The 22,753-nt window shown below is 42.8% G+C and carries 8 protein-coding genes and 4 pseudogenes; 4 read left to right on the top strand and 8 right to left on the bottom strand.

Features of this window, described 5'->3' with window-relative positions; genetic code table 11:
- Positions 1 to 29 precede the first annotated feature (29 nt).
- Both L1D55_RS18955 and L1D55_RS18960 read right to left on the bottom strand, forming a co-directional pair.
- Positions 30 to 275: pseudogene (locus tag L1D55_RS18955) on the bottom strand (transposase); the annotation flags it as partial.
- Positions 276 to 845: 570 nt separating this feature from the next.
- Positions 846 to 1,640: a helix-turn-helix transcriptional regulator gene (locus tag L1D55_RS18960; protein WP_345772790.1), complete on the bottom strand. Its 795-nt coding sequence runs from the start codon at positions 1,638 to 1,640 to the stop codon at positions 846 to 848.
- Between the two features lie 119 nt (positions 1,641 to 1,759).
- On the opposite strand from L1D55_RS18960, the gene L1D55_RS18965 reads away from it, so the two are divergent.
- Positions 1,760 to 2,566, top strand: coding sequence for a sulfite exporter TauE/SafE family protein (locus L1D55_RS18965; RefSeq protein WP_239918459.1), 807 nt, complete (start codon positions 1,760 to 1,762; stop codon positions 2,564 to 2,566).
- Between the two features lie 205 nt (positions 2,567 to 2,771).
- Here the strand turns inward: L1D55_RS18965 and L1D55_RS18970 are convergent, their stop codons facing one another.
- The gene (locus tag L1D55_RS18970) at positions 2,772 to 3,785 is read right to left on the bottom strand and encodes a hypothetical protein (RefSeq protein ID WP_239918460.1); all 1,014 of its coding nucleotides are present in this window, start codon (positions 3,783 to 3,785) and stop codon (positions 2,772 to 2,774) included.
- A 738-nt stretch (positions 3,786 to 4,523) separates the two neighbouring features.
- Here L1D55_RS18970 and ltrA point away from each other — a divergent pair.
- Positions 4,524 to 5,996, top strand: coding sequence for a group II intron reverse transcriptase/maturase (gene ltrA / locus L1D55_RS18975; RefSeq protein ID WP_239918461.1), 1,473 nt, complete (start codon positions 4,524 to 4,526; stop codon positions 5,994 to 5,996).
- A gap of 286 nt (positions 5,997 to 6,282) precedes the next feature.
- Here the strand turns inward: ltrA and L1D55_RS18980 are convergent, their stop codons facing one another.
- Entirely contained in the window at positions 6,283 to 9,090 is a 2,808-nt protein-coding gene (locus L1D55_RS18980; RefSeq protein WP_345772791.1) for a hypothetical protein, read from the bottom strand.
- Positions 9,091 to 10,357: 1,267 nt separating this feature from the next.
- On the opposite strand from L1D55_RS18980, the gene L1D55_RS18985 reads away from it, so the two are divergent.
- A complete protein-coding gene (locus L1D55_RS18985; RefSeq protein ID WP_239918463.1) occupies positions 10,358 to 16,375 on the top strand; it encodes a toxin TcdB middle/N-terminal domain-containing protein in 6,018 nt (2,005 codons plus the stop codon).
- A 75-nt stretch (positions 16,376 to 16,450) separates the two neighbouring features.
- Positions 16,451 to 16,855 (top strand): hypothetical protein, encoded by a 405-nt coding sequence (locus L1D55_RS18990; RefSeq protein ID WP_239918464.1) that lies wholly within the window; start codon positions 16,451 to 16,453, stop codon positions 16,853 to 16,855.
- 181 nt (positions 16,856 to 17,036) lie between these two features.
- Here L1D55_RS18990 and L1D55_RS18995 read toward each other — a convergent pair.
- The 4 genes and pseudogenes from L1D55_RS18995 to L1D55_RS19010 all read right to left on the bottom strand — a co-directional run.
- Positions 17,037 to 17,540, bottom strand: a pseudogene (locus L1D55_RS18995) (tyrosine-type recombinase/integrase); the annotation flags it as partial.
- Positions 17,541 to 17,593: 53 nt separating this feature from the next.
- Positions 17,594 to 18,320, bottom strand: a pseudogene (locus tag L1D55_RS19000) (IS5 family transposase).
- A gap of 35 nt (positions 18,321 to 18,355) precedes the next feature.
- A pseudogene (locus tag L1D55_RS19005) lies at positions 18,356 to 18,523 on the bottom strand (transposase); the annotation flags it as partial.
- Positions 18,524 to 18,741: 218 nt separating this feature from the next.
- The gene (locus L1D55_RS19010; RefSeq protein WP_239918465.1) at positions 18,742 to 22,641 is read right to left on the bottom strand and encodes a calcium-binding protein; all 3,900 of its coding nucleotides are present in this window, start codon (positions 22,639 to 22,641) and stop codon (positions 18,742 to 18,744) included.
- Between the last annotated feature and the right edge of the window lie 112 nt (positions 22,642 to 22,753).

A 22,753-nucleotide genomic window follows, 5' to 3' on the forward strand; every position in this document is an offset into this window, starting at 1 on the left:
CAATTTCTAGCTCTTCTGCTTGATCAGCCAACAATTTCTAGCTCTTCTGCTTGATCAGCCAACTGCCTTTTGAGCTTGGCAACCTCTGCGGCTAGTTCTTGCTCTCGCTGACTAGTACTGGTGTCTTTCTTCGAGTTCTTTCGCCACCCGTAGATTTGAGATTCATGTAAAGAAAGCTGTCTTGCTGTCGCAGCTACTCCCACTTTATCTGCTAACTTCAGGGCTTCTGCTTTAAATTCAGGGGAATGTTTAATTCTAGTTTTCTTAGTTGTCATTGTTCGCCTCGTTAGTGATTGTACTCACTTAACTCAGTGTCCAAAACTGCTGGGGCGGATCAGTATACAGGCTTACCCTGTTCCGTATGTTACGTAAAATGTCAACTTAGATGCCCACTCTAGTGCGGAGAGTACTTTGATCACGAAAGGCCAATACCCAACTCCTTTCCGACTCTCGTTGCCGTTTTGGCTACAGCGTATTAACCACTTCCGCTGCTTCATCATATGACGCACCTTTAATGGATTCACATACGTTCATCATATTGACTCCCTAGCACTTACCCGAATTGTGGTTTTCAGGAGGAACATCCTCTCACGATTTTGTTCCCACTCAGCCTAACGGCCAAGTTTCGTTACATTGTCAGATCCGCTACTTTATTCAGGATCCTAGGGTCATCTGGTGATACAGATGGTTCACTCTTGTCGTGGTGAACAACGCTTCATACGACTTCAGGTCGCACGGGCAAAAATAAGCTAGAGCCTATAGGCTAGATTGCTCGTTTTGGGTTAGTAAATGTATGTAAACCTCATTACATAAAAACGAACCTAATTCAGGTAAGCTCTTTGCAACTATATGCCACGATTCGAAAAGTAACGCGTGGGTGAATCGCCATAGACCCGACGAAACATTGCGATAAAGTTACTGGGCGTCGAATAACCCAAAACATATGCGACGTCTCCCACTGATTCTCCGCGCGCCATCATTTCTAACGAATGTATTAGTAGTATTTGTTGCCGCCATTCACTAAAACTCATGTTTAACTCACTTCGAATCAATCGTCTTAACGTCCGAGATGACATTGCCCCGATATTTGCCCAATGCTCAACAGAGTGTTTGCTGTTTGGATCAATTAAAATTGCTTGAGTGACTTTTTGTAATCTAGGGTCTTTGGGCAATGGGATGTAGAGTGACTCATGAGGGCTACCGACGATTTCATCAGATATTACGGAAAGAATACGTAAACATTGTGTAGGTAGCTCGTCTGTTTTGTTCCATCTCGATGCCCTAATCGAAAGGACTTTCAAGACATCGCTCATTTGGATTACACAAGGCCTTATTGGAAACTGCTCACAGCTCTCTGGAGTGAACAGTAATGAACGACCTTTCAGAGGACCACAAAAATAAACACTGTGCATCGCACCTGGGGGGATCCAACCAGCTCGGTGAGGTGGTAGTATCCACGCTCCTTCATCGGTTTTTACCTGTATTAGCCCTTCATCTATACAAAGTAGCTGGCCTCGATGATGATTGTGCCAATTATGCGGCCGTTGAGCCAAATGATTGACGTTACTCCTTTCATGCTGCCACTCCTTTGCGATCAGCGCGGCTCCATTTTTCCATTCACTGTAATCAGAGTTTGTCATTTGATTTAATTCCATTTTGGCCACTACTCATTATTTTCTGTCTTATTAACGTTACCATAACAAGTTAGCGTTCGAGTAACATTTTAACAACGACCATTTTTATCGAAGGCAGAACCATCATGAACGAACCTATCTTTATTATCTATTACATTACAGCAGGCTTGGGCATTGGCTTTCTCGCTGGACTCGTTGGTGTGGGTGGGGGTGGAATGGCCGTCCCTATTTTTGCATTTCTGTTTTCACTACAGGGAATAGCTGATACAGAAGTGGTACATCTTGCGTTAGGGACATCGATGGCTTCGATGATTATTACAACATTGGGCAGCATGCGTGCTCACTACAAAAAAGAGAATGTAGAGCCAACAATGGTAGTAAAAATGTTGAGCGGAGTTCTAGTCGGAACATTTTGCGCCACATTCGCAGCATCGTATCTACAGGGAGTTTATCTGGCAGGTTTTTTCAGCGTATTCATGTTGTATGTAGCTTATAAGATGTTTCTTAACACTGAAAATGAGTACAATCCAAATCCACATGGGATTATCGGTAATATCACTGTAGGCTCTGTGATTGGCTCTGTATCAGCACTTGTCTCTATAAGCGGTGCGGGCTTGATCATCCCTTATCTTGTCCAGCAAAATTTTGAGGTCAAACGTGCTATTGGCACATCCGCTGCGATAGGTTTCCCTATCGCACTATCTGGAAGCCTCGGATACATGTTAAACGGATGGGAAAATACAGATTGGAGCAACTTAGTATTAGGATACATATACCTTCCTGCAATGATCAGCTTCTCCATTAGCAGCTACTTAACTACTAGCCTCGGAGTGCGTTGCGCAGGGTATTTCCCAAACAAAGTTCTTAAGAGGATCGTTGGTATTTTGTGTGTTCTTCTAAGTTTCAAAATGTTAGTACAGGTACTTAATTAGGGTAAATAACATTGTCATCAGTAAGTCTTGTAATATGATATGGAGACAACCTTGCTGTTGCCCACCTATTATATATTTGATGATTATCCGTGTTCTGCTTAAAAGTGTAACTAATTTTGGTGTAGCGACAAGCCAGCAAAACATACTCCTCGCTTTGCTGGCCCAAGCAGACAATGTGTAAGAAAGCTCCGCATGGTTGTTATTCTTATGGCTTTGTTAACCTAGCCAGAATTACATCCAAAATTTGCTGGTGATTGTCCCTTCTAGAAATCTCGTCACGCTCCTGGCAAAGTACTTCTTCCCCTTCTGATGCAAGAATTTTAATGCCACGCTCAGTACATTCTGCAAACGCACTAAACTGAGTCGCACTGGGAATCTCTTGATATTTCACATTGGGAAGAGCAACGAGTGATTCGGCTGGTGTCAGTGCAGGATGTGGCCGTTCAGAAAGCGTCACCACAGTGATGGCATTGTTCATCAAAGCCAGTGTTTCAGGAGCAAAGGTTTTCGTTAGCTCAGGGTTGATAACGACGACCGATTTCAGTTTGTTTTCAGACTGAAATCGGGGGAATTTTTGATCCGGGATGTTAGTAATATCAACGTTATTTTCACTTAACCAATGACAGTCCATATTGGTGGCGTTGTGACACGATGTTCGGTATTTTTCCGGGCTTATTTGGGCTCCGGAGAGTATCAGCATAGATGTGCCGCCCAGAAAAAAGCCGACACCCTGCACTTCTTCAGTATCTACGCCTCCGGACAGTATTCCGACCGAACTTAATTCGTTCAGCCCTAATATCAAATCACTGGTTCTGAATGTGATTTCATCAACAGCCTTTTCTGCATTGATTTCGTTCGGTACAGGAGGCTTAGGTATAATAACGATATAACCTTGTTGCGCTAGGCTTGAGGCTATCCAACCACTGTGGGAAAACGCTGACCGCGTTCCGCCCTGCGACAAAAGCACAACGGGAAATTTTCCACTTGCTAAAGGGGCATCTAACTGTGTTTCGATTGATTTGAAAATGTTCCCCCTACCAAACGTGAAGTTGGTTTTTTCGTTCGTCGTAGGATACCAGTAATAGATTTCTACAGGCTTGTCTCTGTCTTCACTAAATATTGCTTTGAATGTTAGCGCAGAATGGTATCTTGGTTCCTTCGCGCTAGCACTGACACATAAGGTACCGAGTAGACACAACATTATTATCTTGGTTTTCATTTTCCTTCCCTCTACCAGTCAAGATATTACTCTCTACGACATATGGAAAAATAATGTGCAGGAGATTATTTATTATTTTTTCCAAACATAACAATAAAGTTACTCGCGTCGAGTAACCAAAAGCAAGTGCTTGCTATGAACTGCGCTAACACACTCTTGGACGTGCGACGTGAAGTCGTATGAAGCGCTGTTCACCGCTTTAAGAGTGAACCATCTGTATCACCAGATGAACCTACGAGCCTGAATAAAGTAGCGGCTCTAACAATGTAACGAAGAGCAATCCAACAATTGCTCGGGATCAAAATCGTGAGAGGCTGATCCTCCTGATAACCACAAATTGGGTAAGTGCTAGGTAATCAGTATGATGAACGAATGTGAATCCGTTTAAGGTGCGTTATGTGATGAAACAGCGGAAGTGGTTAATACGCTGTAGCCAAAAGGCAACGAGAGCTGGAAAGAGGTTGTCCTATACTCTTTCGTGATCAATGACGCTCTCCGCACTATAGCGGGCATCTAACCTGATATTGCGTGACATACGGAACACGGTAAGCCTGTATCACTCCCTATGGGAAAGTCTCTGCGACCGATAGTGATGCAGGTATAGGAGGTCGGAAAAAGCGAAAGCTGTATTGTAATGATGCAGATACAGGCTAATGCCTGATCACGAAAGTGAGCCCACTTCCGACTGGTCTCCCATTGCGAGAGAATCTGGAGAACTTTATTTAAGGAGAAAAGCAAATGATGATCTCAAAAGAGATTAGTGCATCTTCTGATGGTGCTCAGTGGCAGTCTATCGACTGGAAATCCGCTGAAGCGCACGTATTAAAGCTTCAAATGCGTATCGCAAAAGCAACAAGAGAAAAGAAATACGGCAAGGTAAAATCCTTACAGTGGATCTTAACTCATTCTCGCTCAGCAAAACTGCTTGCTGTTAGGCGAGTCTCTCAAAACAAAGGCAGTAAAACGCCTGGAATAGATGGTGTTATCTGGAACACAGATACTCGCCGTATGAAAGCGGTTAACCAACTTAGTCGCAAGACTTACAAAGCAAAACCACTCAAACGTATCTACATCCCCAAAAAGAATGGCAAACTCAGACCCCTAGGTATTCCGTGCATGATAGACAGAGCGCAACAAGCGCTCCATCTGTTTGCTCTAGAGCCTGTCTCTGAAACACTTGCCGACCTCAACAGCTATGGATTCAGACCAAACCGCAGCACCGCTGACGCCATCAGCCAGTGCTTTATATGTTTGGCACAGAAGAAATCAGCAAAATGGGTTCTTGAGGGCGATATCAAAGCCTGCTTCGATAAAATCGGGCATCAATGGCTTATGGACAATATCACTGTAGATAAACGTATGTTAGAGCAATGGCTAAAGTCTGGTTTTGTGGATAAAGGCCTGTTCTACGACACCGATGAGGGTACGCCACAAGGAGGGATCATATCCCCAACCTTGATGCTAATGACCCTCGCAGGACTAGAGCAACGCATAAAATCCACAGCACTCAGAAAAGGAGCTAGAGCCAACTTCATTGGTTACGCTGACGATTTCGTGGTCACTTGCTCATCAAAGGAAGTGCTAGTGAGCGATATCAAACCGTTGGTTGCCGACTTTTTGGCTGAAAGAGGGTTAACCCTATCCGAAGAGAAAACGAAGATTACTCACATTGATGATGGCTTTGACTTTCTGGGCTTTAACCATAGGAAGTACAAAGGGAAATTGCTCATTAAACCGAGTAAACCCAACACGCTGTTATTCTTGAGAAATCTACGTGAACTTGTCAAAAAGCACGCAACTATCCCCGTTAATGATCTTATCAAACTGATAAATCCAAAACTTAGAGGATGGGCGAATTACTATCGCCACTGCGTGGCCAAACAAGTATTTGGGTATGTAGGCCACAAACTATTCCAAGCGCTATGGCACTGGGCAGTTAGACGTCACCCAACCAAGTCCAAAGACTGGGTTGTTCACAAATATTTTCTCAACCGAAAAGGCCAATGGCAATTTCATGGTTGGCAGAAAATTATGAACATGGATTGTCATTTCAACTTGTTCCAAATAGCAAAAGTGCCAATAGAACGACATGTGAAAATCCAAAGTGCTGCGACTCCTTATGACCCCGACTATCAAGAATACTTGGTTAAGCGGAAGTCAAAAAGACAAGCACGTAACTCTTGGGTTGAACCTGTTCCAACTGCTTTATAGTTGCTGGGTATCAAACGATGCCTTAGTGGAGGCTTGAGCCGTATGCAGTGAAAGTTGCACGTACGGTTCTTAGAGGGGCGGCACTTGGCAACAAGTGTCGTCTACTCGACAAAAATGCGTTTCGGCAAATCGAACATTAGCAAATCATGAATAACTACAGGTATGGCAAGCAGAAAAAGCCCACTATCAGGAGTGAAAAAAGTGGGCAAAATATGGGTGACATGATGATATTCAAAAGTATGTAAAAGTAAAAGAGCCTCATGACATCATGAGGCTCTATTGTTGGTTACCTTAGCAAGATCAGTGGGCCTGAGTCTCCCCCACCACAAGTCTCAGAATTTCGTGAGTAGTATCGGTGCTTAATGATCAGCTTGATATCATCCAAACCTTCAAGATCCACTATCTCACCGTATCGGTCACCCAACTTCACGGACAATCTCCAACCTGAAGCCGCGACACTTCTCTCTTTAAAGGCATAGGTTGGGTTCAAAAACGCCGACTGACTCTCTTCGTCTGTCATGATGTTGGCCTTCATTTGCTGACGATAGCTGTCTTTAGCAAAGAAGTTACCATTCGACACATCCCAGAAGCGCGTAGAGTACGACACCAGCTCATCTTTTATGCCCGTTTCATCATCGGTTAACGAGCCCGGTGTGCGACTGCGCATGTAGTTGTTGCCACCGTACGTCAAGTAAGCTGGGGTCACCTCCTCACCAGAGATATCCATACTCACCTGCAAGTTAATGCCGATACCATCCAGCTTATCTAAGTAAGTGCCTGCATCCACTAGACAGGTTAGGTCATCATTGTCTGCAACCACTGGTCCTTGGAAGAAGTTCGAGCGTGGTAGCTCTTTCACCGTACTGAACTCTATCGTTAGCCATTGGTCTTGCCCTATACGTTGAGTCAATTGCGCTAACTTAGCTTTAAACGCTTCATCCGCCGTCAGCATCTCACCGCTGCCATCCAAGGCTGGGTACCACATCGTTTTACCGCGAAGCTTGTCCACATAACCGAAAATATGCTTTTTCACCGACAGAGTATCCGTCGCCTCTTGGCTCGTTCTCAGATTACGAATGTCATCAAAACGCTGTAACGCTTTAAAGTATTCAACCAACTGCGGGATTGTTTGAATTTTAAAAACTGACGCTCGATTGAACCCTTTATCTGGCGCAACAAAGGCTTCTTGCCACTTGTACTCAAGCGCTTGAACGGCATAGAACATCCATTCTTGTAGCTCTGCAAACGCTAACTCAGCGTTCAAGGCTTCTTTTGTCAGTACGCTGTAATGCACTGGGTTAGCATAATAACGGTCTGCCTGTTGTTGCTGATTTTCACCCAACTGCGCAATCAGTCGCTCAGCTTCAGCACTGAACCCTGCCAACCTTTCCACTTCATAAGCCAGATAGCTCATCGACTTCGCGATGTCCACTTCCGCCGCTTTGAGCTCTAACATGAGCGCTTTAATGCGCGCCTTAGAATTCACGTCAAGTAAACCGCGCTCAAGACCTCGGATGGTCGCACGCTCTAACACTGCCAAAGTTTGTGTGTACTCAATAGCGTCATCACGTGGCACGTCTTTCAGGTCTTCCTTTAAGCTAGCCAACGCCGCTTGCACCGCGGATAAATCGACGTTGCCCGCTTCGCTAACAAAGTCATCCAGCGTGTCTAAATCGTCCTGTTTCAATAGCTTACTAATATCGACATAAGCTTTGCCTGACGAGGAACCATCGCGCTTCGCTTCAAGTAACTGACTCAACGACAACTCATTCTGACCAAACTGCACCATGATTTTATCAATCGCATCATGAACTTGCTTCTCTTGCTCAAGACGCTCCATCTCAATGGTAATATTGCCTTCGATAGTCTGACGTGCTTTCTGTGCTCGCTCGACGCCTAGCGTCGCTGCTTTGATGCTTTGTTGCTGTTGAGCGATTAAGCTGCCTTTTCTCTGCGCTTCTGTCTGGCTCGCGCACAGGTTGTCACCTTGTCCTACCGTACAACCCAGCAGTTTAAACAGCTGGTTATTCAGCGCTTGCTGCTCATTAGCAAAGGTCTGTCTGAACTGGTCGCGTTGATAGCGGTAGTTCGTCGTCGCGTTTTTCGCCTCTTGCAGCGCTTTCTCTGCCGACGGTACTACGTCATACGCGCTGCCTTTGAGTAACGTTTTAATCGCATCAAACGAGTCATAAACGGTGTTGCCTTTGTCTTTGAACCCTTGCAGGAACAGAACAAAATCATCCGGAAGCCCTAGGTAGTTACCCTCGCCTTTTAACCACTGAATCACTGAGCCCAGTTTCATCGTAAGGCTGTTGAGTTTTGCCTGCTCCGTAGCCAGCATGGCGTTCACTGGCGCATCGCTGCCCAATAGCTGCTCAAGCTGCGCGGCTTTCGACGTTACGCTGTTAAGCAGAGTTTGCGCTTCTGCCGCTAACGCTTGCATGGTATCGATATTCGCGTACACCGCTTTGAGCTTGCTCAAGTGCACTTGTTGTTCAAGCAGAGTGTTCATCATTTGATACACCAGCAGGGCGTCTTTGTACCCGACTACCAAGGCTTCGTCTTCAAAGATAGGAGAATGTTGACCTTGGCTATTAAGGTATCGCGCACTCTGTAAATCACGCTGCGGTAACTGTGTCGCATACGCTTGTGGGTGGTTTTCAATAAGCGACCAGTACTCATTCAAGCTACGCTGTAAAATATCAACGGCGTTTTGACGACTTAGCTCAAGGCTAGCCACCGAGGCGTCTGCATCATTTACCCAATCGATTCTGGCTTGGTCAATCGAACGGTTAGCTAAAATAAATTCGGCAGCCGCGCGGTCGTAGTAAGTATCCAACAGTATCTCTTTAAGGTAAGTTAAATCCGGCTGCAATGCTGCAAAGCCTTCCACTACCTCAAGTGCATTATCGGCTGTCGATTTATCTTCACTTGCCCATAGTGTCGCAAAGTCTTTGTTTTGCTCATCTAAACCAATCGTCGAGACAATTTCCCCTAATTCAGGGTCTAAAGTAAACATGTTATCAAGGTAGCGGAATGCGGCGGAGTTTTGTTGCGCAGCGTCATTAGAATAACGCGGGTATAAGGTTGCCATTGTCTCTTCGATAGGTGAGCGTCTTAATGCTGGTTGGTGAACATCCTCTTTACAGGTGTTATTAGACAAATGTCCACTAATACAATAAGGAGTTACTCTTTTAACAATCGTTTTTTTACACAAAGAATTACTTAACTGAAAACCTGACTGGCAGGATAAAGTAGCAGGGTGCAATACATTCTTTCTTCGATGCACCTCACCAGCCATATACCCTCCTCCAGGATAGGTTTGATGAATACGCTTTCGACCAGTTTTGTACTCCCACCCATCAGAATGTTTTGTCCAACTGTCCAGTGTAGTACTACCAAACACCTTGACTGATTTCCAATAAATTCCATTTTGCGAGGAGTTGCTAGATACGAGCCAATTAGTCACTCTTAACGAATAACCACTTTCAGAGATCAGCTTTGAACATCCATTTTCAGTTAGATTCATTCCTGATGGACAAGACTTTATCGCCGCTTTAATATCAACCTTAGTACACTTGCCTGCACCTAGTCTAAAGCCGCTATCACATTTGAATTTGACGGGCCTAGTGATTTTTTTTGTACAACTTAGTCCTTGTTTGTCAAACCCGGAAGGACAAGTGTGATAAACAAACTCATCTCCAAATGGATAAGGTGTATTATTATCGGCGGCTCTAGCCAAACCCGACTGCATTATTAAGAGCGTAAAAAGCCCTACCAAACTGCGTTTAATATAATTCATGATTATTCTTTTATTTATTGATTATTGAAACAATAGAGACAAAACCACTGGTTCTGACATATCTTAAAATTGCCTTAATTTATACCCTACCCCGTCTCTTCCCCTAAAAACTTCCCTTACGAAAATATCACTAAAAAACCGATTAAATAACAAAACACTCAATAAAAACTCCACCATAAATAACAAATATATCAATATTAACTCCTTAAACATCAAGATCAGTTTCATATTATTTATGGATATTACATCACAACAAATATACAATCATTATATTTTATAAATTCACTAAAAATAAAACCATTCTAAGGATCAACATCAAAAACAGCTGACTTGATCGCGTATTTTTCTAGCTTGGCTTAGCAACAAGTGAATCAATTTCAATGCACGCTAAAGAACGGAACCACTCAAGCATAGTAACTTACTGACGGTTCCCAAAATTCTGAAAAAATACCAGAAAACAATACTTATTCAGTATACAACTCACACTTTATATGCAATTGCTTGAATGTTTAATTGATGGAATTTATATTTCCTGACTTTTATAAACCCAGAGATATAAATGAAAATTTTAGCCTATTCAATCGGAATAGTGTTGGCTGGTTTAACGACTTGCGTTCTCGCCAATGAACCAAGTGCGGTATCGCCTACTGTTATTTCTTTGCCAACCGGCCCCGGAACGATACAAGGGCTTGGGGAAGGATTTAAAACCCAATTAAACACGGGTACGAGCCAAGACCAACTGAATTTTAGCTTACCAACGGGCCGTAACCAGATGACGCCTGAATTGTCGATTACTTACGACAGTGGTTATGGCAATGGTTTGGTCGGCATTGGGCGACGCTTGAGCATGCCTTATATACAACGTCAAACCGTTAATGGCCTGCCCAATTACGACGACAGCCACCCCGATGTTTATGTGAATCACCAAGGGCAAGAGCTGGTTCACATAGGTAACAATGAATATCGAGCCAAAATTGAAGGGCAATTTGTAAAATACCAAAAGCTGACTAACGGCTGGCGAATGACTTTAGCCAATGGCAGTGTCTGGTTATTAGGACAAAACAGTAACGCACAACACCATGACAAAAGTGGAAACAAGGTTTTTCAGTGGTTTATCGAGAGCATGACCGATACTCATGGTAACCAAATCAACTACCACTATGACTCACTTGATAGCAGCCAAGCGGTATACTTAACGCAAATTGACTACAATGACGGCGCGAGTGTGGTTGAGTTATCTTATGAATCAAGGCCGGATCCCATTGTTTCTTACTTACCAACCTTTGAATTGAACAAAGCCCTTCGCTTAAAAAAGATAGACACTTTCAATCAACAAAACCCGGTCATGTCTTACCAATTTGACTATGAAACAACTTCAGATTGGCAGACTTTGTCTCGCCTATCACAAGTTTCAAAAGTCGCGGCTAACGGACAAGATAGCGCTCCCCCGACCCGCTTTCAGTATACCAACTTTGACCCAACGCTCGCGGCGTCGCATTACGTCCCTTCCGCTAAGTTGTTTCCTTTAAAGAGTCCAGATGTTGATTTTATTGATATCAATGCTGATGGTTTACCCGATGTGATTAACACGGGCTTTTCACCTCATCGCTATGCACTTAATCAAGGAAAAAACCCACAGGGGGAAGTTCAATTCTCTAAAATGGTGAAAATGAGCAGCCACTCTAGAAATAAACTCTCCAGCCAATATGTTAAATGGGGGGACTTAAACGGTGACGGCAAAATCAATATGCTGAATGCGATCCGACGCAACAGTTATGTTTATGGATTAGATGAAAACTACAATTGGCAACAACAGGGCAATTTAGGCAACCAAACGCTCTCGATTAATAGCCCTAACGCTCGATTAATTGACATTAACCATGACAGATTAGCCGATGTCTTTGTGACCAACAGTCATTCAAGAAATGGCGTTTTTGAACATACAGTTGCGATAAATAACGGGAACGGTTGGGATACGCCTATCAGTATGCCAATGCCCGAGCTCAGTGTGGGGGTTCCACTAGCAAAATCTACCTCTCATATGGCCGATATGAATGGAGATGGACTCAACGACTTAGTTCATATGGATCAAAAGTCGATGTACTTTTTCGCTGGCAAGGGAACGGGCGGCTATTCAGAGGCCATTCAGGTTGATAACATTCGCGAAATTGCGAAAAGTATCCACAATACGGATAAAGTTCAGTTTGCCGATTTAAACCATGATGGCCTTGCTGATCTTGTTTACTTTAATGGTTTCAAAGTCACTATTTGGCCAAGCAAAGGACTATCAGGGCCTCAAGAAACATTAGCTTTCGGTCGCCCTATCGAGTTTACGCACCCCGATAAAATCGCACCTTCTAAAACCAAACTGGCTGATATTGATGGCAATGGTGTTGTCGACATCGTGTGGTTTCGTCCTGGAAAATATGAAAAATCCTTTACCTATTTATCAGTAATTCCAGGAAATTTACCGAACCAATTGCTTTCTGTCGATAATGGCATAGGGCAAACGTCAAGCATACAATACACAACCGTCGCTTCTGAGATGTTGCGTGATGAAAAACAAAACACCCCATGGCAACATACCCTGCCTATGGCTATGCAAGTCGTGAAATCAGTCACCACGGAAGACGCCAGTCGCCCCGGCCAAGCATCGATAAAAAGTTATCAATACCGTGACGGTTTTTACTTTGCAAAAGAGCGTAAGTTTGTTGGATTTAGCGAAGCAACACAACGCGATTTCGCCTCCCAATCAGCACCGGAAAGTCAAACTCACTACACTTTTTTATTGGGTCTTAATGACGAATCATTGCGCGGAAAGATATCGAAAATAGAAAAGAAAGATGCGGAAGGACGTCTTTTTTGGCAAGATACATATCAGTGGTCATCAAAGCGTTTATTCGACAGTGTTGATGACGATAGATTCGTGTCATTTGCAAGCAAAACGCATCAAGAGAAAAAGCTCATAGAACAAGGCCGTGGAAACCCTATTACGCTGGCATGGGATTACGATTACGATGATTTTGGTAACTTAATTCTTAAACGCGAACATGGCCGCCTTGACGATCGCTTTCAAGATCAGCGTGAAACCCATTGGCGCTACAGTGCGGAGAATGCAACGTCATTGGCTAACTGGCAATTACATTCTCCCATTGAAAAAACCATCACCAATGCACAGGGTAAACTGGTTGCGAAAACTCAATGGTTTTATGACGATGAAAGCTTTAGTGGTAGCAACCTAGGCGCCGTGTCAACGGGTAACCTAACCGCGACGAAAAAATGGATTTCACCAAGTAAGAACAACCAAACTATTTTTAGTCAACGTTCACATTACGACTCTTACGGCAACGCGACAGAATTCTTTGGCCCTCTTTATGGCGAGCAGCCTGGGCATAGGATTAGCGTAACTTACCAAGAGGGAATATATCCAACCAAAGAGAAACTTCACTTAGGTGGCCAGAGCCTGGTTGCCAGTGCGAGTTACGATTCTTCATTGGGCGTAATGACTCTATTTGAGGATTTTAACCAACAACAAACTCACATACAGTATGACGGCCTTGGCCGAGTCACTGATATCATTGCGCCGGGCGACAGCACTAGTGCGCCCACACAATCGTTTGAATACCATTACCAACAGAATTTTGATGGCGTCATGGTTAACTGGATCCGCAGTTTACAGCGTCTTGAAAAAGATGGTCGCCATATTGAACGCCGCCAATATTATGATGGTGGCGGGCGCAATCTAATGAACGTAAGCCAAACGGAGCAAGGCCCACGAGTCAGTTTGAAGAATAATTTCGATAGCCGTGGACTATTGGCCAGTGAAAGCATGCCCTATTTTTCGGCGACTATGGCTTTTCATTCAGGGATGGGGTCACAAGTCATTCGAAACAAATACGACGCGACCAACCGTACAATCAGTAAATACCTACCGGCCACTGACTCGCAAGGTGAAACATTTACCTATAACGAGTACTTGCCTCTTAAGTCATGGGTGCAAGATACCGCACAAACGGTTATCGGAGGCCAACACAGCGGAGCCGGTAAATGGTTAATATTTGATGGCCTTGGTCAATTACGAGAGGTAAAAGAATACGTTGGTGTGGATGTCAATGGTGAGCAAAGCACTCTGCAAGACTGGACCACCCGATATGAATATGACGCGCTCGATAATTTCACTCACTTAACCGATGCATTTGGCAATACCCGAACTATGCTTTATGACGGTTTAAGTCGCCAAACGTATCGAGACGACCCAAACCGTGGACAAGCTTGGTTTAACTATGATGCTGCGAGTAATCTAGTTGGCACCATAGATTCACGAGGCATGGCACACACTTACCTTTATGATGGCCTTAGCCGACAACTTGAAGAACGCTTCTATCAAGACCAAACGGCTATCCCATCAACAGGTTTCCATTCGCTGATTCTCGATCCAACCAAGGGCCGTACCTCTAAGCGGTACCACTATGATAGTAATCAAGATAAACAGCTCCATCATTTGAAAGGCCGACTTGCACAAGTTATCGATGAAGCAGGAAGCAGCTGGTTTGGTTACGATCAAAACGGTCGTCGTACTGTTGAAAAACGTCAAATTAAAGCCTTTGGTCAACAATCGGATATTTATACGACTAAGCGTACTTATAATAGCGCCGGTAAACTCACGCAACTGACTTACCCAGACAGTACTCACCTTGACTACCAATACGGTCAAGGCGGTGAGTTATTGGCGATGGGTAACATTGTCAACAACATTTCCTATAGTGCCTCTGCGCAATTGAGCCATGTTCAGTATGGAAATGGCATGCAAAGTGACTATGAATACGATGCGCTGAACCGACTCAAGAGCCGAGAAACCACTCGTCATTCGGACAGAACACGTCTTCAGTCACTTAATTATCAATATGATGAGGTATCGAACTTACTCGGCATTACCGACCAACGAACAGAGCAAGATAAAAAGACCATTGCCAAAGAGCTAGGGATCGAGAATCACTATTCTGAGCTCGACCAAACGCGCTTTTATGACTATGACGATTGGTATCGAATTGCACTCGAACAAAATAAGTTAAAGCTCACTCAATACCGTTTTGATCCAATTGGTAACCTTATTGCTAAAAACACCAACGATCCAATCCTAGGTGACAACAACTTAACTTTACGCTACGGCGGAAACACAGGCACTGGAGAAGATAAACGCTACAACCGACAAGGGTTACGCACAACCGATATAGCAGGACCACAAGCGCTCACCCATGCTGATGTAGGTATCAGTTATGATGCGGTAGGTAATCAGCTACGCTCAGGGAATCAACAATTTCAGTGGGATCATGCGAACCGCTTGAAACAAGTCGATAACCCGAAAAGCCAAGCAAAGTACGCCTATGACCACAACAATAAACGACGCCTCAAAGTCGTTAAGGACAGTAAAGGAAAGGTCACAACAACTTGGTATATCAGTGATGATGCTGAAATTCGTGAAGGTCAGCTGATCAAGTTTGCTCGTTTAGGTAGCCACCGTGTGGCCAAGACAAGCAAAAGTGATGACACCTTCACTCCAGAAGTTTATTATATTAAACAGCACCTTGGCTCAACAGAATTGACTGTGGACACTTCTGCTCAAGTCATTAATGCGTTCAATTACGAACCATTTGGTGATGTGGAAGCTCAGTTTGGTCAATCCGATCAAACGGTTTATCGTTTTACCGATAAAGAGCAAGACAAAGAATCTGGACTTGGTTATTTCTCGCAACGCTATATGAACCATAGCTACGGGCAATTCATCACCCCCGATCCTGTGTTTGCAAGAGAGGCCCGATTCACGGATCCTCAACGCTGGTCACCTTACGCCTATGGGCGAGGCAACCCGCTGAGGTATAGCGACCCTACGGGGGAATTCATCAGTGACATTGCGAATGGGCGGTACGATTTAGGTACTGTGGGTTATCATGAAACGATGTCAAAAATGGAAAGTATTGAGGCTAAAGCCCATGCAGAAACAATAAGTAACGCTAAAGCTAGTACAAAACAAGCGGCAGAGGTTGCTTACCATGAAGCGTCTAAGCAAGTGAGTAATGCTGCCAGTGCTTTGCAAAGTGGGTGTGGTAACATTGCTAATGTTGCTGGGCATATATCTGCAGGTTCGGCCATTTTTGGTGCTGCAACATTTACTGCAGGGGGATTTCTAAACCCAGTGTCAGATTTAGCGTTAGCAAATGCGGCCCTGACTGGTGGAATTTCGTTTGGTGCCACCGTATGCGAAGTAGGTGCTAGTTATGTATCCAACTCCCTGAATCAATCCAAAGCAACCCTGAGTGCGGCTTCTATTATTGGACATGAGTTTGCGCAGTCTACAAATCCCAAGAAAGCAGCCATTGGTAATGCTGTTGGTCTTGCATCTTGGGCTGCTTCTAACCTATCTGGTCCCTCTAATACTGAACATGAAAATGATGGCGATCGTTCAAGTAATGGCAAGGGAGTAGATACGGCTAGTAAAACAAACACAGAAAGTACTACAGGTACTTCTAATGACCCTACAAATGAAGGAACTTCTAGTACTGCTTCAGAGAACACATAGCACCAATGTCCATAAAATTAAAAGCCCTCATTGCGAGGGCTTTATTGAAGAATTAATTTACAAAAGAGATATTAGATGAAGATATCAAAATATAAGTACTCAATAATATGCTTAGCAACCATTACTGTATGCAGTTACCCGTTCATATACTTCCCTTCAGGAGAGTATGACTCAGATAGAATTTACTTTTTTTCTGTAATAAGCTCATTTATTGCATTTTTTTTATTAACATACACTATCGTACAGCTAGTACTAATAATAAAAAATAGAGATGACAAATACCAATTTGAAAATCATCGTATCGGCACTTATTTTATTATCGCCATATCACTATCTGCTCTTTATTATTTAAAAGTTGAAGATTACAAGGAAAATAGTGCTGACTACGTATATTGTGGCTCAATAATGAAAATGAAACTGAGAGGTTCTGTGGGGCTTTTAGAGAAGTTTGCAACATCTCAAGATAAATGTGATGAATAATTTTTCTCGCCGGTGCTGTAATAAAAGTGTGTGCGTATTTGTGAATCAGTGACGTTGCTAAGTTGGGATATATAGATTAGATTTTTTAGGGGAAAAGCACGCCCTTAAAATATGTAGAGTATTTGAACTAAAGTATTATGGGGCACAGGCTTTTCAGAAGAAAAGCCTGTTTCATCACCTGTCAGCAGTCTGTTTTCTCAGACAACCTCAGAGCGTCTTCTAGTTCAACGCCAAGGTATCGAATTGTATTATCTAGCTTCGAATGTCCAAGTAAAATCTGTACGGCCCTGATGTTTTTCGTTCTGGCATATATTAACGTGGCTTTGGTGCGGCGCATGGAATGAGTGCCGTAATAGTCAGCATTCAGTCCCAGTTTTACAGCCCAGTTCCTGATAATTGAACGATAGAATGAGTAGCTGATAGGTTGCCCAAAGCGTCGGCCACTCGGGAATAGAAAGCTGCTTGCCTCTAGGGATGCTGCAAAAATCCATCGGCTAATACTTTGCTGTGTTCTCGGAGTAATCTCATAGTGGACATCGGTGCCAGTTTTTTGCTGGATGCACTGAACCCTTTCATAGATAACCCCTTGCGAAGAAACATCGTAAACGTGTAGCTTTAGTAAGTCACTCGCTCTTAATTTGCTATCTATAGCTAGGTTCAGTAATGCGAGCTGCATCAGATCATGGCTTTGTTGCGTAATTAAATTTAGATATAGAGCCAACCCGTTTCGCGTATTTCTTAGTCAATACGACAAGTTTTAGGCATACCTAACCTAGTAAGCTTGTTCAACGCTTTTATCATCGCGTAAGTTTCACCCACCTGGGCATTGTAATTTCTTAAGCTCAGTTTCCCTCCTAGCAACTGTTTAACTCGATACATCGCTGTTTCTGAGAGTGAACGCTTGTGGTATCCATACCGCTCTTTCCAATACCAGAACGCTCTCGTGTCGTAAGCGCCATCACCAGACACCTCAAGGATACTTCGGCGTGTTTGTTTCAGTAAGTTCGGGAGTACCTCTCCATCTGTAACCGTCGATAAACTTAGCTCGGCAGCAACGATCTCATGAGTGTTGATATCGACGGCAATATGAAGCTTTCGCCAGACTCTACGCTTGCCATCCGTACCGTGTTTTTTGACTTTCCATTCACCTTCGCCATAAACCTTAAGGCCAGTAGCATCAATGACTAGGTGCTGTATCGCTCCTCTCGTTTTAGTCTTAATTGGCTCTACGACTGATGCAGGTGTAATGCGGGCAACTTAACGGTACATGGGCTAGCCTAAATATCGAGTCGATAAATCCTTGAAGCGCTCTCAATGGCATAGAAAAAACTCGTTTGACCATGAGTGCTGTCGTGATAGCTAAATCACTGAACCGACGCGGCCTCCCRCGCTTATTCTGTTTGCTTTGCGCCCACCCGCTTATTGCTTCTTCATCAATCCAAAAGGTCAGAGAACCACGGTTAATGAGTGATTGGTTGTATTGCTTCCAGTTGGTTGTTCCGTGATAGCTAAATCACTGAACCGACGCGGCCTCCCGCGCTTATTCTGTTTGCTTTGCGCCCACCCGCTTATTGCTTCTTCATCAATCCAAAAGGTCAGAGAACCACGGTTAATGAGTGATTGGTTGTATTGCTTCCAGTTGGTTGTTTTGTAACGAGGCTTAGGCATAGGACTACGAGAGAGAGTGGAGGTAGCTGATCAGATCGTAGGTTCTGGATTTAGTTCCATTGAATTACGCAACAAAGCCTTCTAAAGTTAAAGTTCTTCATGTTGTTGTTCATAATGTACCTTATTTATGCTGACTGATTGGTTCAGTTCAGTCTTGTATGTGGCGGAATTTTATGGGGGCCGCGTAGACCCCCTACTATATCGACTCCAGCTTATGCTTAACCAACTGCGGTTAGTATAAACGGATTAAAGTCGTTCGGTTGATTAGGTGCATGTGAAGTACCCATAGAACCACTGCTAAATCCGGCCATTGCTGACGCTAATTTATAAGTATCAGGAGCTTTAGTTGATCCTGCTTGCCCAAAACTAACATCATTTCCTGCGGAAAGCTCATCTAAAAACTCAGAGATAACATTACCCCCTGTAACAGTTCTTACATTTTTTCCTGATATAAACTGAAGCTTAGTAGGCAGACCTTTAAGCTTAGTACTCTTACCGGTTGAAAAATTAAGTTGGTAAACACCTTCAGACAATTTCGCTATAGTAGAGATTGAACTAACCTCTCCTTTAATAGCTAAAGTATCTATATTACCACTCTTTTGCTTACCGAAGTCTATCTCAATATTGTTATTACCATCAATCATCACCATATCGTTACCTTGCCCCGGCAACAGTTTCAACTTTAAGTCACCACCATTGATACGCTGAGTCGTATCAATAATATCATTACCGTCATTAGTTGAAACCATAGTTCTCTTAACAAAGCTCATATCAGGATAGGCTTTTCTCTCTTTAAGTGCATCAGGACTTAAATTTTTAATCACAACAGTATCGTTTACTGAGCCTGTTACTGCGTTAGAAAGTGAGTCTGCTTCAACATATGAAGACCAACGATTAATAGCTAGCTCATCTTCATAAGTAGTTAAACCATTATAAATATAATCTGAAAGCTGATCTTCCATCCACAAGTTAAGCTCATGTGCACCAATAGTCTTGTCTGATAATTTAATCATTGGAAAACGCATAGTAAAATTCTCTATCAGCGCTTGCATATCATTTTCACCAAAGTGGATCTCGTTGATGCTGGCCATATCACTAAAGATAACTTCACCAGAGCTTTTATTTTTAAATGTTAAAGCATCATTTTCCATCACTAATTCTAACTCATCTAGACTATTGACAGAAGTCAAGAATATCTGATTGAATTCACTTTCATCAAATATCTTAGTGTCACTTGATTCTGGGGTTATAATATAGGTATCAATACCTTTTCCTCCATTCAAATAATGGTATTTACCATTACTAGCCACTAAAACATCATTGCCATCGTTACCATATAAAACATCGCTACCTCCATAGGCAATGAGAGTTGAGCCTGACTTAGAAGCTTTAAGTTGATCCCCATTACTTGCACTGCCTCTCACCGTTTCAAATGAACGGATGGTTTTATCATTATTAGTATAAAGTCTCTTTATGATATTTTTTTCTAGATCAACCAAAACACGACCAGAATTTAGCTTTGAAAGATCTAAAGTATCTTGGCCATTTCCGCCATCAAGTGTATCTATATCATTCCATGTGACGTTTGATAATTGAACCATCTCGTCAAAATTAGAACCAGAAAATGTAAATTTACCACCCTTAGTATTTTTTAGATCTAAATGGTAACTTAATTTATTATCCTTATTTTCAACGTCCTTATAATCTTTAGCACTAAAATGTATATTTTTATTTTTATGATCAGAAGAGATTGAAAAATGAATATTTTCAATATTTCTAGCATAGGTTTTAAGCTCTTTTAAGTAGCTAGGATCAATTCGTAAGTTTAAGACCGTGTCAGCGGTAACATAAGGTTCTAAGGTTGTTACACTACCATCGGAAATAATCGCAAGTGTATCTGAACCCGCACCACCATCGACACTTAGACCATAGTTCTGGCCGCTTACCTTTTGTTCAGAAACAATAACATCATCACCACCACGAGTTTTAACCACAGAATCTATTTTTCCTTCTATTGGATAGCTAAAACTCATTCTCCCAGAAGATACATTGCTGCCTATAACAACACGGTCTGAATTCTCACTTCCTTTAAAATGGACGCCATGAGTGACTGATGGCAAAAAATTAAACCGTTCAATCCCAGAAAAATGAGCTCGGTTTGAAATCTTATTCCCAGAATTAAACTCTTCAGCATATTGAGTTTTTGCATCTACAAAGAGCGTTATTGGTTCACTAAGATTAGAGTCACTATTTTGGCGAATGAATTTTAACGTGTCTTTACCTGGACCTCCGCTAATAATGCTATCTTTTGGATCATAAACAAGAGTGTCATTACCTTTTTGTCCAAGTAAAATATCAGAGCCACCATAACCGTCTAAATAATCGTCGCCATCCCCCCCTTTAAGTATTTGTTTTAAATCTGCGCCTAATAAAATATCGTTGCCATTGCCACCATCTAACGTTTTAAGGCCTTTTATCGTATTAGCGGCTATTTGGATCAGGTCATTACCATCGCCGCCAGTTAATGTTCCTTTTCCTTGTGATATGTCTACAATAGCATTATTCAGCTTTTTTAACGCATCTTGAGACTGGCCTTTTAGCTTATCTAGGCGTCGCTCAATTGTCCTTTTTTGCTCTAGAAGGTAAGTGTCAGTGAATTCATTATCTTCATCTACACCGGAAACTAACGCATCTGTTATAACCTCTAGAGAGTCGTAGCCTTTCTCTTTGAAAGAGCTCCACATGTCATCTACATACTTTTTAAATTCATCAGAATCAATGTATTTATCAAAAGCTTGCTCTAGTTTTTGATCAGGAGTTCGTGTATCCACCATTTCAGTAAAAAAGCCAATCAAATCACTGACCAATCCCACGACAGTGCTGATTAAATCAACAATAAAGGAAGCAGCAGTACCAATACCAGGGATAAAATCCAAAACTGTACTTACTGCGTCTAAAACGACGGTTACAGAATCAAGGGCACTCATAACACCAAACATGGCTGCACGCCCATGGTTGCCTTCTTTTCTGGCGGCATCAGCTGCTGTCGCATTTTTGATCACATTCGTGACCCCAAGTCCCATACTAATAATACCACCGGCTACAGGAGCAAATCGTGCAGCTTTTTTAGCAACGGCTTTACCCGCCGATTTACCAGCTGTCTTAGCGAGTTTTTTCGAAATTTTTTCGGTTACAACCTCCGCAACGCTCGCAATTCCAGAACCCAGAGCAAATGTCCCCTGAGCTATGCGAAAATCTTTATCAAAGCCAGCTCCTTTATTGGAGCCTGCAATAATATCTGTAATACCTTGACCGATACCAAAACCTGCACCAGCTACTTTGACTCCAGTGCCTGCTTTTGAAAAAATGGAACTTGCTGTTAATTTCTTATTTCTCGCCCTCACTAATAGCTCTGATTTAAACTGACTAGAACGATGTTGAGCGTGTTCTGCAGGAGAAAACGCGTTCTTATCTAATGGATCATTAATATTAAATGTTTCATCAAACCGTAGCATACGGCGTCGGCGTTCCTCGACTTTTAATTTAGTTATACTCACCTTGCCTGGATTAGCCTCTGCTGCTGCCCAGTTCTTTAAATACAACTCTTGTGTCGATAGCTTCTTTTTGATTTTATCTATAGGGGATGGGCGAAATGCTACACCAGCCTCAGCCACCAACTCCGGTAATGCTACCCCTTGTCCTGAAACAAACCCCCCAACAGTGGTCCCTGAGCCTGAAATATAATCACTATAAGCGATCAGGTTTTCTGTTGCTGTTTTACTGGGACGAATCCCCGCATCTGCAACACTTGCGTCAGAGCCTGCAACCTTTGATAAATCGAGCTCTCCATTCAAGCCTTTTTCAAAGTTAGACACTATTGTAGCGATTTCCGGATCCGTTTTTAATTCCTCAAGAGCCTGAATTATATCGTGATCTTGAGATCTATCCATCGATTGTATTAGTACATCAATCATACCCAATGGGTCTTTAGGTGCTTTTCCTCTCGCTTGGTCAATAATATTGTTACCAATATTCCTCATAATTGAATCATAGTCGACCTTTGATGCACTTGACTCTGGTTGACCTGTTGATTGTTGAGTTGGATTTGCTACCGCCATTTGATTTTCCTTTAGTCATTATTGGCTCGGTTGCTAAAATAATTAAATATCAACAACCGAGCTAGCGCCCATTTCAATTAATTAAATAGGTCGGGGCAAACCCATTTAATAA

The organism is Vibrio sp. Isolate22, from assembly GCF_022398115.1.
GTDB lineage: Bacteria > Pseudomonadota > Gammaproteobacteria > Enterobacterales > Vibrionaceae > Vibrio.